Raw genomic sequence first — 18,391 nt, forward strand, 5'->3', positions numbered from 1 at the left:
AAAAATGAGCGATGGCGACCGCCAATCTAAAATCGACAATCCAAAATCACCCATACCCCCCTAGATTTATGGTTGCGGCGCGAAAATGAGCCGCCCCAGGACGTCGGCGCAAAGCCCAGCAGGCCAAGGGGTTGCAGGCAGCGCAAACCGAACGCGGGTTTTGTTTTTGACAAGGGTAATTATTTTCTGACAAGGGTAATTCGAGGCCATGAAGCCTTGGCCGTTGTCAGTGGTCCCTCGATCAGATTGACGGTGGCAGGCGACGCGAAAGCGTCGCCGATCGATCTTTGAAAAGTTGCCAACGAAGCAAGCGGTCCACGTGCGCAAACGCCCACGGCATCCGCAAGAACTTGTCTCGCGGATGCCGCGGATCGATGAAACGCTTTCTGGGCATGACGCCGCGCGCCCCCCGCCGCTTATTCGACGCGGGTCCGCCGCGTGGTGGTCTTCGCCTCGCGACGGTGAGCTTGGTAATAATTGTGGACTTCGCTGGCCCACTTCTCGTTGCCGAAATCGGGCCAGTGGTCCTTGTCGAAGCCCGGAGCATTGTCGAGTTGGTCCTTCGTCACGTCGAACATGACGAAGAAGTCCTTGTCTTTGGCGTCGTACTGCAGCGCCACCGCGTCATAGGGCACGGCGAAAAACTTGTCGCCGATTCCCAAGAACCCGCCGAACGACAGGGCCAGATAGCGAAGGTTGCCCGAATTCATGGCGATCACGATGTCTTCGACCTTGCCCAGCTTGTCGCCGTTGCCGTTGCGGACGTGCATGCCAACGGCCTCGCTGGCGCGGTGCAGCCGCCAGTTGTGCTCGTTGTGGCCCTTCTTGGGATCGATGTTTCGCCCATCGCTCCGCTCGGTTTGCACATCGCTCCGCTCGGTTTGCAAATCGCTCCGCTCGGTTTGCAAATCGCTCCGCTCGGTGCGGTCTTCCGTGCGCTGGGCCGTTTGGTCGTTGCGGCGTTCGGTGCGAACGCTCACCTTGGTGTCGCCGGCGCGGACGTCGACGCCGTAATGCTTATCGACGGCTTCCATCCAGGCGCGGTCGGCGGCATCAGGCCAATGGTTCTTGTCGAAGCCCGGCGCGTTCTTCAGTTTCTCTTGCGAAACGTCGAACACCACGAAGCTCTTGTTCTTGTCGGCGTCGTGCCGGAATTCGAGCGCTCGCCAGGGAACCGCGAACAGCTTGTCGCCCATTCCCAAGAATCCGCCGAAGGACAGGGCCGCATAGCGAACATGCCCGTGTTCGCCCATGTCGAGCATCAGATCCTTGATCTCGCCCAGGTCCTTTCCCGACGCGTTGCGGACCGTCATGCCACGCACTTTGGTCACGCGCAGTGCCGTGCCCTCGGTCTTTTTATCGATCTTGTGGTCGCGATCGGCGTCATCGCGGTTCCGCGTCGCGGTCGCGGTTTTGTGGCTGTCGTTGGCGGGCTTGTCGGCCGCGACGGCTATTGCCAGCCAGCCAAACACCCCGAAAAACACTGCCACGCTTGTTGCCAGTCGTACTCGCATCGCACTAATCCTCCTCTAGTTGCCCAAGAATATGGAATCCCCGTTGCCCGGTCTTGCAAAAGATGCAACTAACATGCCCCGCTCGTTTCCGCGGCAGCGGGGTGGCGGTTTGTACCTAGGCGCGGTACGATAGGGCGGTTCGCCCGGCAGGGATGCAAACCGCGGAGCCAAAAGGAGTTTTGAACGATGCGCGCTACTACAAAAGTCTCAGGTATGTGGTTGGGCGGCGGAATTGCCATCGGCTTGGCCATCGGAATGCTTTGGCCGCCGACGCAATTGCACGCCGTCGCCACCGATCGCGCCGACAACTTCGCGATCGCCACGGGACCGTTGGACGACGACACGGAAGCCCTGTTTTATCTTGATTTTATGAGCGGCGAGTTGAAAGCCACGGCCCTGAGCCCCATCGCACGCAAGTTTTTTGCCTCGTTTAGCGCCAACGTCGCCCACGACCTGGGTGTCAATCAGGCCAGAAACCCCAAGTATCTGATGGTCACCGGCAACTCGATCTTTCGTCGCGGCGGAGGGCAGGTGCAGCCCGGCAACGCCGTGGTCTACGTCGCCGAGCTGACCACGGGCAAGGTGGCCGCCTACGCCGCACCCTGGTCGCAGGCCTACGCGATCGCCGGCCGGCAAGTCAGGGCGCCGTTGATCTTGCTCGACGTTTACCCCATGCGGACCGTTTTGGCGAGCGAGGACTGAGCCATAGAATGCGCATCGTCGTGAATGGCACGCCACGCGAAGTGCCGCCGGGATTGACGGTCGCCCGCCTGCTCGACGAGTTGCAGATCGAGCCCAAACACGTGGCCGTGGAAGTAAACTTGGAGTTGGTGCCTCGCGGGGAGCACGCCCGCCGCCCGCTGGCCGAAGGCGATCAACTTGAAGTCGTCACCCTGGTTGGTGGAGGTTGAAGCATTGAGTACCGAGGTCATCCCTACCGCGACGGCGGATTCATGGCGTCTGGGCAACCACACGCTCGCCAGCCGCTTGATTGTCGGCACCGGGAAGTATGCCGATTACTCGGTCATGGCCGAGTCGCTGGAAGCGTCGGGCACCGACTGCATCACCGTGGCCGTGCGGCGCGAGCGGCTGATCGACTCGCAGGGCGGCAACTTGCTTGACTACATCGACACCCGCCGCTATGTGCTCTTGCCGAACACGGCGGGCTGCTTTTCGGCCGAGGACGCGGTGCGCGTGGCCCGGCTGGGCCGCGAGATTCTGCTCGGTCTCGACAACCCCGGCGCCGACTGGGTCAAGCTGGAAGTGCTGGGCGACAAAAAGACGCTGCTGCCCGACCCCGTGGCCACCCTGGAGGCGACGAAGCAGCTCGTGGCCGAACGGTTCCAGGTGCTGTGCTACACGACGGACGACCCGATCACCGCGCGGCGGCTGAAAGAGGCGGGTGCGACGAGCGTCATGCCCGCCGGCAGCCCGATCGGATCGGGCCAGGGCATTTTGAACCCCAACAACATCCGGATCTGTCTGGAGTATCTGAAGGAAGGCGATCCCGATTACCCGGTGATCGTGGATGCCGGCGTGGGCACGGCCAGCGATGTGACGGTGGCCATGGAGCTGGGCGTCGATGGCGTGCTGCTCAACACCGGCATCGCCCATGCGCGCGACCCCGTGATGATGGCACGGGCCATGAAGGCGGCCACCGAGGCGGGCCGCTTGGCCTATCTGGCCGGCCGCATTCCCAAGCGGCTATATGCGACGGCCAGCAGTCCTGAAGACGGCACGATTTCGCTGGTTAAACCGCGCTGCCAGACCCAATGACATTCGTACTTCCGTTCGGGGTTGGGGTCGAGCAGGCTCCAGTAGATGATCGTGCCGCCGGAGCGGTCTACGCCCTCGGATGGATAAATCGCCTTGGCGACTCCCGGCGATTTGGGGTCGATCTCGAGCACCCGGTAGCTCTCGTAAGGCTGCTTCTCCGGTAAGAGCAGCCACATCGAGAGCATGCCCGCGGGAACATCGACGCCGGCGGTCACGCGCGGGTCGAGCATAAAATCGTCGGGCAGCCGGTCTTTCATGAAGATTTCAAGCTGCACGTCGATCGGCGTCTCGACGGGCACGCGCGCCAGGTCGAGCCGCAGCTCCCAGTCTGAGCGGTTGCCGTTCGCGCCCGGCGCGGCCTTCCGCCGGCGCAGCACCGGATCGAGCTTCGCGTTCAGGCAGCGGACCTCGACCTGGTGCGCTGGCACGCTGAACGCATACCGAAACGGCGACTTGCCCGTGTAGTCGGCGTCTTTGTGCAGGCGAATCCGTCGCCGCAGATACGTGGTGTGTCCGTCGCGGCCCTTGTCGTCGGGCACGGCCCGCACGCCGTTCCGCAGGTCGAAGATCTGCGTGTCGCTGGTGAACGAGATACCCTGATCATCGACCGGATCGAACTCGGCCACTTCTTCATACTTCAGCGACGGCCAGGGCGACGGCGGCCCGTTTTGCACCAGATCGGCCACCACTTGCTGATCGTGCCCGCTGTGGGCGATGGCGTCGATGGCCTGCCGTGTTTGCTTGGCCTCGCCGCGCTCCTGCCAATATCGCCATGACGTAAGCGGCAAGATCGACAACAGCGGCAGGAGCAGGAGCAGATAGACGTACGAGGCCCAGTCCCTGTAGTCGAACAAACGGCTCCAGACGCGGCGTGCGGCCGATCGCTGCAGTGCCCGCGCGGCGACCACCTCGGCCGCCGGCCCCCGCTGGTTGCCCAACAGCGACGTGCGTCGCGGTTTGCCGGCGGTTGGCACGGCCGCAGCCGTGCCTTGATCGGTCGGGTCCCAGGGGGGCAAACTTGGCAAGTCGTCGCCAAATAATTGCGGCTGCCCCCGGCACGTCGACCGCGCCACGCAGTAGCCGTGTCGCACCAGCGCGCTGACCTCCAGCAGCGAGAAGGCGTCCAAGTCGGTGCGAATGTCGGGCAGCCGCCGCTGAATCTCGGGGTGCAACGCCGTGGGGTCGTCGTGCGGCGGGACCACGTCGCTGAGCGACATGAACAAAAAGCCCGGCTGATTGCCGAACGTTTCCTTTTCCAACTGCCAGACGCGGTCCATGCCGATGTCGCTGGCGCGCATCGCCGTGGCGATCAGCCCCGCGTCATGCACCGTGGTGCGGGCCTGCAGATGCTTGCCGGCGTCGCTCACGATCACCTGGTCGAACATCGAGGTCATCGGCCGCAGACAGCGCCGGCCGGTCACCTGCCGCAGCACCGTCTCGACAAGCTGGCGGTTGAGCCATACGCGGTCGTGGTGTTCCAAGTCTTTGCCCGACACGCGTGCGCTGTCGAGCAGCGCGGCCGCTTCGGGGTCGTCAGGCTGGACCGCCTCGAACGACGGCTCGCGGTAGAGAGCGGAGCCGGCGATCACATCCGAGAGCGCGTTGACCGTCGCTTGAGCATCGTCGCTCGAAGGTCCGCCGCCGTTGGCCTCCTGGGATATCTGCCGGATGCGTCCCAACGGCGTGTTCTCGTGCAAGCTGTCGGCCGACCTGAGGGCTTTTATCACGCACTCGGCGTCGTACATGTCGCCCAGCGTCAACTGCGATTCGCGGCCGATCCAGGTGCGTTCGATATTGCGGAACATCCGCACGCCCAAGTTGTCGAAAACGCCGCCGTCGGTGAACACCTGGCGGTTGAACTGTCCGCTGGCGGCGCCCACCTCGGCGGCGTTGACCATGAGCGGCGGAAAGAACCCCGGAAAAGCCGACGAAGCCGTCACCGCCAGGGGCACGGTGGCCAGCCCGGCGTGCAGTCGCTCAAAGCGGAACAACTCGCCGGGCAGCCGCTTCTGGAAAACCACCCCCTCGCGCGTGAACGAACAGAGCGAACCTTCGGTCAAATTGGTCGAGAGAATGTGCAACTGAGGGTGTTCGGGCAACTGGAACATGCACGTGTCGCCGTAAAGAAAATGCTGGTAATACATTTCCAGCATGCCCGTGCGGGTCAGGCGGCGATCGCGCCGCATGCGCGTCATCCACCGCGCCAGATGGACCGGCACCGACAAGGGGGCGCGGCGGACGATTCGATTGCGCACGTCGAGCCGCGTGAACCTGACGACCTCGGCGGCGACGGCGTCGAACTGGTCGGGCGTGCCGGTGTAACGGTCCCAATTGAGCACCAGATGGGCAGCCAGCACGCTCCCGCCTGAGACCGATGTGATGTGCGTGACCGAGGGCAGAATGCCGGCGTCGCGCAAAAAGCGGACCAGACCCAAGTGAAACAGCGTGGCCCGGAATCCTCCGCCCGACAGGGCCAATCCGATCCGTTTGCGGTTTGCGTCTGCGATCATTGCGTATTCCTCCCTGACGCCCCACAAACGGCCCATTGCCGGCAATCTTCGTTCCAAATCCTGAGTGCCGCGTCGAGATAAAGGAGCGAAAGTGCGCAGTGGATTCTGTAAGTTGCGCTGCAAAGGCATTACAATGGTCGAACCTCGGTCGTAGCCACGCCTGTGAATCAAGCCGCTCACGGAGAAACCATGAAACGGACCTCGCTGCCGCTGTTCGCCGTCGTTCTCCTGGCGCATGGCGCGGCGCTGCACGCGGCCGACGCTCCAGCCGCGCAACGCCCTAACCTTCTCTGGCTCGTCAGCGAGGACAACGATTGCTTCCTCGGCTGCTATGGCGATGCGCTGGCGCAGACGCCGACGCTCGACAAGCTCGCTCGCGAGGGCGTGCTGTTTGAACGCTGTTTCACCATGCCGGTCTGTGCGCCTTCGCGGTTCACGTTGATCGGCGGCCTGTACCCGACCACCTGCGGCCCCGCGCACCACATGCGCGCGCAGGGCAAGATTCCAGCCTGGCTCAAAGGTTTTCCAGCCTACTTGCGGGCGGCGGGCTATTACACGTCCAACAACGCCAAGACCGATTACAACTCGCCGGTCCGGGTCCAGGATGCCTGGAATGAGTCGAGTAAGAACGCCCACTGGCGCAACCGCGCGCCGGGCCAGCCGTTCTTCAGCGTCTTCAATCACGAGGTCACGCACGAGAGCTGCCTCTTTCCAGAGAAGGAATTGCCGCTCGACTTCCCGCCCACAGACCCGGCGGCGGTGAGAATCCCACCCTACCAGCCTGATACGCCCGAGATGCGGGCCGACTGGGTGCGCTACTACAACCACCTGCGATTGCTCGACAAGCAAATCGCGGCGATGCTCGAAGACTTGGCCGACGCCGGGTTGGCGGACGACACGATCGTCTTCTATTACTCCGACAATGGCGGCGTACTGCCGCGCAGCAAGCGTTTTCTTCAGGAAAGCGGCACGCACGTTCCGCTGATCGTTTTTTTCCCGCCGAAATGGCGGCACTTGGCGCCGGCAGCGCCCGGCTCGCGCGTCACGCAGCCGGTGCATTTCGTCGATTTCGCCCCCACGGTCCTCTCGCTGGCCGGCGTGAAGATTCCCGACTATATGCAAGGCCGCGCGTTTGCCGGCCCTGCGCGTGCGGAGCCGAACGAGTTTGTGTTCTGCACGCGAGACCGCATGGACGAACGCTACGACATGATGCGCTCGGTCATGGACTCGCGCTGGCTCTACATTCACAACTATCGGCCGGACCTGCCGTACGTGCAGCCGCTGGAGTATCAGTTCAAGGCGCGCGGCTATCGGTCTTGGTCGCGGCTGGCGGCCGCGGGCCAACTCACTCCGGCCACCGCACAGTTTTGGGGACAAAAACCGACGGAAGAGCTTTACGACATGCGGACCGATCCCGACAGCGTCCACAATCTCGCCACCGACCCCGACCACCGCGCAACGTTGGAACGAATGCGTGCGGCACTCCGGCGGCACGTGCTGCGGACCTACGACAATGGCTTTCTGCCTGAAGGCTCGGAGCTCGAAGGCTACGAAGCCTCGCACGCGCCCGGCGCTTGGCCGGTCGAGCGAGTGTTCGATCTGGCCGGACTCGCCTCTCAACGCGGTCCCGCGAACCTGCCGAAGCTGATCGAAGCGCTCGACGACGAGAGTGAACCGATTCGCTGGTGGGCCGCGCAAGGCTGTACCATGTTGGGCGAAAGGGCCGCGCCGGCCGAGGCCGCCTTGCGTCGCCGCTTGGAAGACGAATCGGGCGCCGTGGCCGTGGCCGCCGCCGAGGCACTCGCGCGCCTGGGCAAACTCGACGTCGCCCTGCCCGTGTTGGAACGTTGGCTTCAACACGGCGATGCCCCCGGCTTCGTCCTGCAGGCCGCCAACGTATTGGACCGGCTCGGTGAGCTCGCCCGCTCTTCGCTACCCGCGATGAAGGTGGCGGGCGCGTCTGCGGCTCCTCAGAAGGGCGGAACGTACCCGCCGCAATACATTTTGAAGCACGCCATCGACGTGTTGGAAGGAAGAACGCAAGCGTTCGTTTACCCACGCCCCATCAACGCCGGCGCGAGGCCCTGATGTCGTCGGACCGGCCGTTGATCGTCATCACAGCGCCAACATAGCTACGATATAGCCTCCTACGCCGAGCAGGCCGAGCACCGCATAAGCGTCGCTCAAAACATCATTCCACGGATTCGGTTCGGACATCGATCTAATTTCCCCCGGTTTCGTCCGTCTAAAGACGGCTGCCACTGCTAAGCAACTGCCGTGCCCCGATTTGGCGGGGGACGGAAAATGGTCCTAAACCTAACGGCCGTGTAAGGTTGCGAAGCGACGAGCGAAACGCGGTAACTCTGTCGGTTTGTCGCGCGAATAAGCATTTTCTGCCTGAAATAACGGCAATAACGACTGGCACCGGGGCATCGCTTGGCCGAAACGAAGCTCGAAGCGTTAGCGCGGCAACTCCACTGCGCTTTCTGGCTTACGCTTCGTTTTGCCGGCCGCCAGTACCGCCGCGACCACGGCGTCGGGCGTATGCCGCATCAGCCATGCTGGCCGGCACGCTTGGGCGGCGGCCCGATACGTCGGGTAACCGTCGATCACCCGTTGCACCGCCTCGACGAACGACTCGTAGCCCTCGAAGGTTTCGCCCACGGCGTTGGGCAGTTGACTGGAGAGCCACGTCCCCTTGGGCACGACGGCCGGGACGCCCGCGGCCAGCGCTTCGGCGAGCACGCCCGAAGTGCAGGCCCGATATCGTTCGGGCAAATAGGGAAGCAGCACCACGTCGGCACGCGCGAAGAGTCGGTAATAGTCGTCCGGCGGCAGTCCTTCTTCGAGCGCCACGAATTCGAGGTCGTCGCCGCCCAGCGTCCTCAATCGCTCCAGCGCGGCGACGCTGTGCGGATTGTGCTCCGGAGCGCTGATGTTGGCTTGGATCAAGAAGCGGACTCGGCCGGCATCGTTCTGCTGGCGCAACGTTGCGATGAGGTTGGGCAGCCAGGGAAAGCCCTTCTCATCGCGGGCTCCGCCGAGGTAAGCGATCGTCAACGGGCTGTCGGCGTGGCGCGTGGATTCCGGGATCAGCTCCGAGCGAAAGGGAAGGGGCAAAACATCAAAACGAAGGCCGGAGATCGACTCATAATCGCGTGCCAGCGCTTCGGCGTCGGTATAGAACCGGACGTTTTGACTCGTTCCCCATTCGGCGTGCAACAAGAGGAAGGCCCGCTGCATTACGGCGCCGGGCGATCGTTCCCAGCAGTGGGCGTTTGTTTCACCCTCGAACAGCGGATGACGGAATTCCAGGTGAAACGTGGGAGAGGCGTCGAGACCGAACTGCTCGGCGATCAGATGCACGGCGAGTAGCTCTCTGGCGTGGGACGTCGTCAAGAGCACGTGGTCGTCGGGGCCGGGGTCCGCGGCCTTCAAGAACCGATCGAGGTCTTGCCTGAACAGCAACGCATATTCCAGTTCAGCCAACAAGCCGAGCGGCGACAAGCGACGCAGGGCGTCGAGCAGTCGCGGCCGCAGTCGAGCGTCGTCGAGCGCGGCCGCGATGGCCGGCCAGTGGGCCGCCTGCTGAGCCAGCTCGGCGTCGCGACCGTATTTCCAGCGCGAAGCGGCTGTTTGCAGGTCCTGCCTGGCCTGCCGGCGCTGCGACCCACGGACGGTCCTCGGCAGACAGTAACGAACGAACACGCGTGCCGCGTCGTAGGCCAACGGAGGCATGGCATAGCGCGTCGCCAGTTTGGCCAGTCGGGCGGCTCCCACGGCGGTCTGCCGAGCGCTCGGTCGGGCGATCGACGAAGGCCCGAGGGGCAAGGCGGCGCCGCACTCGGCATCTCCGCTGGCGCTGGGCTGGCCTTCCACGGTCTCGTTGCACGGCGCGGCGACCGCTTCACGCATCCAGTGATCGGTGCGGAAGAACCGATGGTTGTCGAGCCACGGCGGAAGTAGATCAGGTGGACATTCGGCGTGCGCCCCCAGAACGCATTGGCAGCCGGCGCGACGGGCGGCCTCGGCCAGGGCAACCGAGGTCTCGAAGTAGTGTCCGGTCTGCTCTCGCAAGCCGTTGGCTACGATCAGCAATTTGCGCTGCGAAATCACTTGTCGTCCCTTGCGGTCCAAAGGCTGTGCGGTCGAGCGTGTTTACACCACGTGCCGCGCTTTCCACAAGAGCAATTAGTGATTGATGTTGATACCGAAGTTGAGGCCCTGAATCAGCACGGTCTGGTGGCTGCCCGTGCTGAGGATGCCCAGGCTCGGCAAGGCATAGCTGGTCATATTGGTCGAGCGGCCGATGCCTCCCATCACCAGCCCGGTCCAACCGACCGTGGCCTGGACGTTTTTGAAAATCCGGTAATTGGCGTTGAGCCTCAACTCGCCCACCGGCGCGAAGGTGGTCCGGTGTACGACGTTGGACACGCCGGTGGGCGTGAGCGCCGGCACGCGGAACTGTGGCAAGGTAATCGGCGAACCCGTGCTGGTGGTGCCGGTGCCGGTGGTACTGTTCAACGTGCTCAGAAATGAGGTGTTGGGTTGCGGATTGAAGACAAAAAAGGAGGGCTGCAAGGTGCCGGCGTCGGGACGCTGCGCGATGGCACCGTTCTGGGTGGTGGTCTGGAAGTTGGCGGCGGTCATGAAGCGGCCTTCGGCGTTCCAGCCCAGGCGGCCCCGCTGCTTGGTCCAGCGCAAGGCGATTTGCGGGCCGACCAGGTAGTTGGCCGTGGCGGTGGTGAAGTTGGTGTCGGACAACAAGCCGGCAATGGCTGTGCCGCCCGCGCCACTGGTCGTTCCGCCCGTTGCGCCGGAGAGATTCGAAAGCGAGGTGCTATAGCCGGTGCCATCGAAATAGAAGTTGTCTCGGAAGCGGATGTAACGTGCCCCCGCCATGAAGTCCCAATAGCCGTGATCGGCGCGCCGGTTCTTGGAAAGCTGGTAGGTCCGCATCAACTCAATGCCCCACACGTTGGTGGTATATTTCGTGACCACGTGGCTGAAGAAAATCGGCAGTCCGACCAGGTCGCCCAAGTCCGTGGGGGCGGGAACATCGGGGAAACCATCGCGCGGAGGCACGAACGTGGGCGGTGGACTGGCGTTCGGCGTGCCGATGTCGCGGCCCGAACCGCCGAACACGCCGTTGTGGTTGAGGTCGGTATCGACGATCGCAGTCTGGCCTGCGGTGGTGGTGGTTCCGGTCCCGAAGCCCGGTTGATTGGCCGGCACGGGCAGGGCTTGTTCAATGAAGCCTTCCAGCGGGGAAATGCCGTTCACCAGCGGAGCCGAGAAGGCCACGCCCGCGTCCGTGGCTTGGCCGAACGACGTCGCGGAGTGGAGCACAAAGGTGCCCACCATCCAGCCGACGCCGTCGTCTCCCACGTAGCCCAACTGCAAGCGTTCGCCTTGGCGCAGCGGGGCCGTGATGAAGCCGGTATCGAGGGTATTGACCTGGTTCATGAACCCGCCAGGCACGCCCGTGCTCACAATGTCGTTGACGCCCGGCGTGTTGAGCGGGGCGCCGACGCTGGTCCGATCGGGAGCGGACGTGGACCAGGCGAGGTCTTCGATGGTGAAGAACCAGCCCCGCGACTGCTTGGGACCGCTGCCGTAGGTGCTGGTCGTGTCCGAGGCGGGAGCGAAAGGTTGAAAATCTCGGACCCCCGGCACCCATTCACTATCTGGCGTTTCTTGGCCGAGGGCCAGGCCCGCAAACACGAGCTGTAACCCTACCGCCAACCACAGTTTCGAACGGTTGATCGACATCGCTTGGGTCTACCTTGACGCGTTCGGATTTCACGCGCACACCCTCCACGGCGGAGAGACAATGCTTGTGCCCGTGCGGGTAGTATCGGTAGTGCCGTGCAAAGTAGTTGAACAAGAACGGCAAAAGCTGCTGTCAATGCGCAAGGTTTCGGTAATTTGCGTCGTGAGGGCAGTGAAACCGGGAGGTATGGAGAATCATTTCCGGCGGCTTTCGCTCTTGACTCACATCCGCCGCGGCGAACTTTTCGCTTCCATCGGCAATGACGACCGGACCGGATGCTCTTGACAGGCGACAATTGCCGGCACGCCGGGCGGCCGGACGGTATAATCTAGTCATCCCCTACGCGTCGAGGACTCAACCATGATCAACCTTCTCAACCCCGCCAACATGACATTGCCTGCTTTGGCGTGCTCGTGCCTGCTGCTCGTCGGCGCCCCAAGCTGGGCCGACACGGACTTGCCCCGCTATTGGCCCAAGGTCGGTCAGGAACTGACCTACCGGACAACGAGCGAGTTCTCGACGGCCGAGGGGCAGGCGATGGCCAGTGAATCGACGTGGCAAGTGTGGGTGGTGAGGCAAAACAGCGATGGTACGTGGCGATTGATCTTCCGCCATGCCTCGACGGTTCAAGGACTCGCCGGTGCGACCAAGCCGGGCGCGAAGCCCCCATCCGCCAAGACCGCAGCGAAGCCCGCCGCCAGGCCGACGGCCGGCAAGGCGGCCCCCGCCAAACCGGGCACGGCCCGGGCCGCACCCGGCAAAGGGGCCGCACCCGGCAAAGGGACCACAGCCAAGCCTCCGGCCAAGCAGCCGCAAGCGGCTCCCACGCAGACGGCCTCGTTCGAGCAAGTGGCCTTCGCCTACTGCGATTTGTCGGCCGACGGCGCCGTCGCCCCCAACCCCACGCTCGGCTTTCAATTTGAGCCGCGCCAGCTTTTGCCCAAATTGCCGGTGAACAAAAAAGAGATCGAAAAGGGATGGACCGATTTCGACAAGGCAACGCAGACCGGCTATCGCTACCGCATCGAGGAAGCCCCCGATGACGACGACGATGACGATGACGATCCGCGGTGGAAGATAGTGGCCACGCGACAGAATCCCGTCGACGATATTTACCTTTCGCGGTCGCAATCGACGTTCACTTTCAACGGCGACTTGGGAGTCGTCGAGCGCATCGAATCGAAGCTGGAACAAGGCTATGGTCTCATCGGGACGCAGGTCAGCACGACCGAACTGGCCGGCATCGAACAGTTCGATATGGTTTGGTGCAAGCGGCTCGACGAAGAAATGGGGCTTTATTTCGGCGTGCAACGGCGCTACCAGGACTTGCTGAAGGCGGCCGAACGCAATAGCGCCGACGCCGAGACGTTGTTGATCGAGGCCGGAGCGTTGTTGCAGAAGGCCGCCGCCGACATCACGTTGCCGGTGGTCAAAGAAGACTTGCGCAAGCAAGTCGCCCAACATGCGGGCATGATCGGTCGGGTGGCACGCGCGGCGCGCGACCGGTCGGACCTGATCGATCAACCCGCCCCCGCCTGGCAGACGAAGGACCTGGACGGCAACGCCCATGCGCTCCGCGATTACAAGCAGAAGGTGCTGGTGATGCACTTCTGGAAGCGGAGCGATGGCTGGAGCCTGCGCACGCTTCCGCAGGTCGAGCGGTTGGCCGAGCGGTTCGCCGACCAGCCCGTGGCGGTGCTCGGCATGAACACCGACGCCAACGAGCAAGACGCCCGCTTTGTGGCCGACAAGATGGGGCTGGCTTTTCCCATCCTGCGGGCCGACAAGTTCGCCGAGAAGTACAACACCTCGTCGTCGATGCTGGTGGTGATCGATCAGAAAGGGAAAGTGCGCGACGTCTACTCCGGTTATTCGCCGACGTTGGTGGAGGACGTGGCGAAGGTTATCTTCGGTCTCCTGGAGGGCGGCTAGAACACGGTCCGTCGTCGATTGGCCGCGGAGCCTGCCCTCAAACCTGGCCGGTTCCGGCCAGGACGGGTCACGTGGCCAGAAGCAACCTGCCCGGCACTTGTAGATAATTCTTGACCTCGTTCAGGAAGCGGGCCGCCGTGGCGCCGTCGACCAGCCGATGATCGTAGGACAGGCTCAACGGCATCATCAACCGCACCTTGAGCTCGTCGTTTTCCATCACCACCGGCAGCTTGCGCGAGCGGCCGACCAACAGCACCGCCACTTCCGGCGGATTGATGATCGGCGTCGAGTAGATGCCGCCGATCGCCCCCAGATTGCTGATCGTAAACGTGCCCCCGCGCATGTCGTCCATGCTGAACTGGTTGTTGCGGGCACGCGACGAAATCTCGGTCAGCGACTGGGCGATCTGCGGGATCGTCAGCCGCTCGACGTCACGCAGCACAGGCACCACCAGCCCGCGCGGCGTATCGACGGCCACGCCCAGGCTGACGTAGTCCTTATAAATGATCTGCTCGTTTTCCAGGTCGATGGTGGCGTTGAGCGTGGGGTGCAGTTGCAGCGAGTGGGCCACGGCCTTCATCAGGAAGGCCATCATCGTCAGCTTCACTTCGGTGCCCACATAATCGGCCATGCTGCCTTTGCGGATCCGCTCGAGCTCGGTGATGTCGGCGTCGTCGAAATTGGTGACGTGCGGAATCGTCTGCGACGAGCGGGCCATGTTCAAGGCGATCGTCTTGCGAATCCTTGGCAGCTTCTGGAGCTGGGTCGGTCCGTACTGGTCCTGGCTGGGCGAAGTGTCGGGAATCGAGGGCGTGCGTTTGGGCGGCATCGGCGAGTGCAGCGTCGATTCGCGGACCGCCTTCTTAACGTCTTCTTCGGTGATCCGGCCGCTCGGTCCGCTGCCGTTCACGCGGCTGAGATCGACGCCCAGTTCACGTGCCAGCCGGCGCGTGGCTGGCCCGGCGGCCGCCGTGGGCGCCTCCTCGCGTTCGGCCACCGGCGCGGCGCGCGATGCTCCGCCGTTCGTCGAGGGCCGGGCCGGCGCCAGCTCAGTCGCGGGCGGTGCTTTGGGTTCTTCTTTGACGGCGGCAGCCACGGGTTTTTCGGCCGCCGACGCCTTGTTGGCCGGCGCGGTTTTCGGCGGCGATTCGGGCGGTGCGGCCCGCGTTTCGGCCTTCTCGGCGACTTCGCGTTTGGGGGCCTTCGCTACGGAACCTTCCTTGGCTTCGATCGACAACAGCAGCCCGCCCACCGGCACGGTCTGACCCGGCTTGACATGCACTTTGGTCACCTTGCCGGCTTGCGGAGAAGGCAGTTCGACGGTGGCTTTGCCGGTTTCGACCTCGACCACGCCCTGATTGGCCTGGATCTCGTCCCCTTCGTGAACCAGCACGCTCACGATGTCGCCCGCCTCAATATTTTCGCCCAGATCGGGAAGTTTGAAGTCCATTTTCTTATTGATGTTCGGTTTCCAGGAAGGCCGCTTCAGAAGTTTTAGGGCGTTGGGCGCACAGTAATGCCGATTTTACTAGCGTACGTGCGAATGTTCGGTGCGACGCGGTTTTTCGCCTCAGCGGCTTCGTACGGAGCTAGCAGCGTAACAATCTCGATGGCCCGCTCCTCACCTCTCATCCCTTACGCAAACAGCGGATCGGCCTTCTCCGCGTCGATCCCCAAGTTGGTGATCGCCTTGGGCAGCTTGCCGCGGTCGAATTTGCCTTGTTCGGCCAATTTGGTCAAGGCGGACAGGGTGATAAACTCGGCGTCGACCTCGAAATGCCGCCGCAGCCGCTCGCGCGTGTCGCTGCGGCCCAGGCCGTCGGTGCCCAAGGCAAACAGCCCGCCCGGAACCCAATGCGAAATCTGTTCGGCCACCGCCCGCACATAATCGGAGCTGGCGATGAACGGCCCCTCTTCCTTGGCCAAGACGTCTTCGAGATACGAGCGGCGCGGCGGCTCCTTGGGGTGCAACCCATTCCAGTGTGCGGCCGCCTGCGCCTCGCGGCGCAGCTCGGTATAGCTCGTCACGCTCCAGACGTTGCTGGAAACTTTGTACTTTTCGGCCAGAATCGCCTGGGCACGCAACGCCTCGCGCAAAATCGGGCCGCTGCCAAACAGTTGCACCCGCGGCTGCTTCTTGTCGACGTCGACCACCGACAGCTTGTACATGCCCTTGACGATCCCCTCGGTCACCCCGTCGGGCATGGCCGGCATCGGATAGTTCTCGTTATAGAGCGTGATGTAGTACATGCAATCTTCGCACGCTTCATACATCCGCCGCAGCCCGTCCATGACGATCACGGCCGTCTCGTAGGCATAACCGGGGTCGTAAGAGTGGACGGTCGGATAGGCCGTCGAGAACAGATGGCTGTGGCCGTCCTCGTGCTGCAGGCCCTCGCCGTTGAGCGTGGTGCGGCCCGCCGTGCCGCCCAACAAAAAGCCGCGGCAGCGAGCGTCGGCGGCGGCCCAAATCAGGTCGCCGATCCGCTGGAAGCCGAACATCGAGTAGTAAATGAAAAACGGAATCATGTTGATGCCGTGCGTCGTATGCGCGGTGCCCGCCGCGATGAACGACGACATCGATCCCGCCTCGGTGATTCCCTCTTCGAGAATCTGCCCGTCTTTGGCCTCGCGATAATACAGAAACTGCTCGCTGTCGACCGGCTCGTAGAGCTGGCCGGTGTGGGCGTAGATGCCGCACTGCCGGAAGAGCGGATCCATGCCGAAGGTGCGCGACTCGTCGGGCACGATCGGCACGATGTATTTGCCGATCTCCTTGTGCTTCAGCAGGCGGCCGAAGTGCTTGACGAAGGCCATCGTGGTCGAGACTTCTCGCTCGCCGCTGGAAGTGATCGAGTCGGGGAACTCGTCGATCCGCGGCATTTTTTGCGGGTTGGCTTTGGTGATGCGGGCCGGCACGAAGCCGCCCAGCTCGTTGCGGCGCTCCCGCAGATACTGCATCTCATGACTGTCTTCGGCCGGCCGATAGAATGGGGCCTCGGCGACGTCCTGATCGGAGATCGGAATGCCGAACCGGCTGCGGAACTCGCGATACTCGTCTTCGTTCAGCTTCTTTTGCTGATGGGTGATGTTGCGGCCTTCGCCCGCCTCGCCCAGGCCATAGCCCTTGATGGTCTTGGCCAGGATGACCGTCGGCCTGCCCGTCGTCTCCATCGCGGCCTTATAAGCGGTATAGACCTTTTCCGGGTCGTGTCCGCCGCGCCGCAGAGTGCGGAGCTTTTCGTCCGACAAATGGCTGACCAGATCGAGCAACTCAGGATACTTGCCAAAGAAGTTCTCACGGATGTAGCTGCCCGGCATGACCGTATACTTTTGGTATTCGCCATCCACGACTTCGCCCATCCGCTGCACGAGCAGGCCGGTTTTGTCTTTGTCGAGCAGCGTGTCCCAGTCGTCGCCCCAGACGACCTTGATGACGTTCCAACCGGCGCCGCGGAAGGCCCCTTCCAGTTCCTGAATGATCTTGCCGTTGCCGCGCACCGGCCCATCGAGCCGCTGCAGGTTGCAGTTGATGACGAAGATCAGATTGTCGAGCTTCTCCCGCGCGGCCAGCGTGATGGCGCCCAGCGATTCCGGCTCGTCGCACTCGCCGTCGCCCAAAAACGCCCATACCGTCCGGCCGCTGGTGTCTTTGATGCCGCGGTCGCTGAGATACTTGGCGAAGCGGGCCTGATAGATGGCCATAATCGGCCCCAGGCCCATCGAGACCGTGGGGAATTCCCAAAAGCCGGGCATCAGCCAGGGATGCGGATAACTTGACAAGCCGCCGCCTTCGGCCAGCTCCTGGCGGAAGTTGATGAGATGCTGCTCGGTGAGCCGGCCCTCCAGGTAGGCACGGGCATACATGCCCGGAGCGGCGTGCCCCTGAAAGAAGATGATGTCGCCCGAATAGTCTTCGCCCTTGCCGCGGAAAAAATGGTTGAAGGCCACTTCATAAAGCGTGGCGGCCGAGGCGTAGGTGGAGATGTGCCCGCCCAGGCCGTAGGGAAGGTGGTTGGCCCGCGAGACCATCGCCATGGCGTTCCAGCGGACGATGCTCTTGATGCGCCGCTCGATCTCGCGATGGCCGGGGTAGGCCGGTTGCTGGTCGGCCGGAATGGTGTTGATGTACGGCGTGTTGATGGCAAACGGCAGTTCGATGCCGTTCCGGCTGGCCAGCTCGTCGAGGACCGAGAGCAGAAATCTGGCCCGTTCCGGCCCTTTGGTCTCCAGCACATATTGAAGCGATTCGATCCACTCCGACGTTTCCGCCGGATCGAAGTCGTTGCCTACCGGAACAATTTCGGCTTGGGCCATTCCCACGCTCCTGGTCCTAAAAGATTCAACCAATACTTCCCGCCCGGTTATTTCAGCACGACGGCGCCGGCCGCAGGAGGAACGCCGACGGTGCCAGACACACAAACCCGAAGCCTAAGCGAGGCGCGGCAAATACGGCGCCTCGCTGCGCTTAGATTCATCACGGGCCGGCGACATTGATCGAAGCGCATCGCCCACCGTCGTCTTAAAGGGCAAGAGCCACGCGGGCTGCGCCTTGGATCCCGTCGATATTATTTCGCACCGTAGCCTAAACGTAAAGGGCAACTGTGCATGGCCGGCACCTTGAACGGCGACCATCCCACCGAAGGCTACGCGAGCATCCGGGATTTTTTTGTCAAGCAGCTGGGGGCAGAGATGTAATGGGGCGACGGAGCAGGGAAGCGATTGCAATTCGCGCTAGTTCGTGACTGCCTGAAAAACGCGCCCAACTTGGCGAAGGAAGGCGAGGTCATCGCTTTCCGCACGACGCGCAATTTCGTCGAGCCACTTCACCGTAGCGGGTTCCAGACAAGCCTCCGTTGGCGCTTCGGCTGGATACACAACTTCCA

Annotated in this window: 11 protein-coding genes; 5 read left to right on the forward strand and 6 right to left on the reverse strand. The window is 63.1% G+C overall.

Annotation, left to right across the window (positions count from 1 at the left end):
- Nucleotides 1-416 precede the first annotated feature (416 nt).
- The gene (locus VNH11_07590; GenBank protein ID HVA46220.1) at nucleotides 417-1,514 is read right to left on the reverse strand and encodes a PRC-barrel domain-containing protein; all 1,098 of its coding nucleotides are present in this window, start codon (nucleotides 1,512-1,514) and stop codon (nucleotides 417-419) included.
- A gap of 186 nt (nucleotides 1,515-1,700) precedes the next feature.
- Here VNH11_07590 and VNH11_07595 point away from each other — a divergent pair, with 186 nt between their 5' ends.
- From VNH11_07595 to VNH11_07605, 3 genes are read left to right on the forward strand one after another with little or no spacing between them, the layout of a single operon-like run.
- Nucleotides 1,701-2,216 (forward strand): hypothetical protein, encoded by a 516-nt coding sequence (locus VNH11_07595; GenBank protein HVA46221.1) that lies wholly within the window; start codon nucleotides 1,701-1,703, stop codon nucleotides 2,214-2,216.
- A gap of 8 nt (nucleotides 2,217-2,224) precedes the next feature.
- On the forward strand, nucleotides 2,225-2,425 hold the full coding sequence (thiS, locus tag VNH11_07600) for a sulfur carrier protein ThiS (protein HVA46222.1): 201 nt from the start codon (nucleotides 2,225-2,227) through the stop codon (nucleotides 2,423-2,425).
- A 4-nt stretch (nucleotides 2,426-2,429) separates the two neighbouring features.
- Nucleotides 2,430-3,290, forward strand: coding sequence for a thiazole synthase (locus VNH11_07605; GenBank protein HVA46223.1), 861 nt, complete (start codon nucleotides 2,430-2,432; stop codon nucleotides 3,288-3,290).
- Here the strand turns inward: VNH11_07605 and VNH11_07610 are convergent.
- Complete coding sequence (locus VNH11_07610) at nucleotides 3,191-5,800, reverse strand: patatin-like phospholipase family protein (GenBank protein ID HVA46224.1); 2,610 nt, start codon at nucleotides 5,798-5,800, stop codon at nucleotides 3,191-3,193. The genes VNH11_07605 and VNH11_07610 overlap by 100 nt on opposite strands.
- A 189-nt stretch (nucleotides 5,801-5,989) precedes the next feature.
- On the opposite strand from VNH11_07610, the gene VNH11_07615 reads away from it, so the two are divergent.
- Nucleotides 5,990-7,888, forward strand: coding sequence for a sulfatase-like hydrolase/transferase (locus VNH11_07615; GenBank protein HVA46225.1), 1,899 nt, complete (start codon nucleotides 5,990-5,992; stop codon nucleotides 7,886-7,888).
- A 372-nt stretch (nucleotides 7,889-8,260) separates the two neighbouring features.
- Here the strand turns inward: VNH11_07615 and VNH11_07620 are convergent, their stop codons facing one another.
- Together VNH11_07620 and VNH11_07625 are read right to left on the reverse strand one after the other, a co-directional pair.
- Nucleotides 8,261-9,916, reverse strand: coding sequence for a glycosyltransferase (locus VNH11_07620; GenBank protein ID HVA46226.1), 1,656 nt, complete (start codon nucleotides 9,914-9,916; stop codon nucleotides 8,261-8,263).
- 75 nt (nucleotides 9,917-9,991) lie between these two features.
- Nucleotides 9,992-11,572 (reverse strand): hypothetical protein, encoded by a 1,581-nt coding sequence (locus tag VNH11_07625; GenBank protein ID HVA46227.1) that lies wholly within the window; start codon nucleotides 11,570-11,572, stop codon nucleotides 9,992-9,994.
- A 361-nt stretch (nucleotides 11,573-11,933) separates the two neighbouring features.
- Here VNH11_07625 and VNH11_07630 point away from each other — a divergent pair, with 361 nt between their 5' ends.
- Nucleotides 11,934-13,505, forward strand: a complete 1,572-nt coding sequence (locus VNH11_07630; protein HVA46228.1) for a redoxin domain-containing protein — start codon at nucleotides 11,934-11,936, stop codon at nucleotides 13,503-13,505.
- Nucleotides 13,506-13,572: 67 nt separating this feature from the next.
- Here the strand turns inward: VNH11_07630 and VNH11_07635 are convergent, their stop codons facing one another.
- Together VNH11_07635 and aceE are read right to left on the reverse strand one after the other, a co-directional pair.
- Nucleotides 13,573-14,955 carry a 2-oxo acid dehydrogenase subunit E2 gene (locus VNH11_07635; protein ID HVA46229.1) on the reverse strand — a complete coding sequence of 461 codons (1,383 nt, stop codon included), beginning with the start codon at nucleotides 14,953-14,955 and terminating at the stop codon, nucleotides 13,573-13,575.
- Between the two features lie 185 nt (nucleotides 14,956-15,140).
- Nucleotides 15,141-17,822, reverse strand: coding sequence for a pyruvate dehydrogenase (acetyl-transferring), homodimeric type (gene aceE / locus VNH11_07640; protein ID HVA46230.1), 2,682 nt, complete (start codon nucleotides 17,820-17,822; stop codon nucleotides 15,141-15,143).
- Nucleotides 17,823-18,391 lie beyond the last annotated feature (569 nt).

The sequence above is a fragment of the Pirellulales bacterium genome (assembly GCA_035533075.1).
Classification (GTDB): domain Bacteria; phylum Planctomycetota; class Planctomycetia; order Pirellulales; family JAICIG01; genus DASSFG01.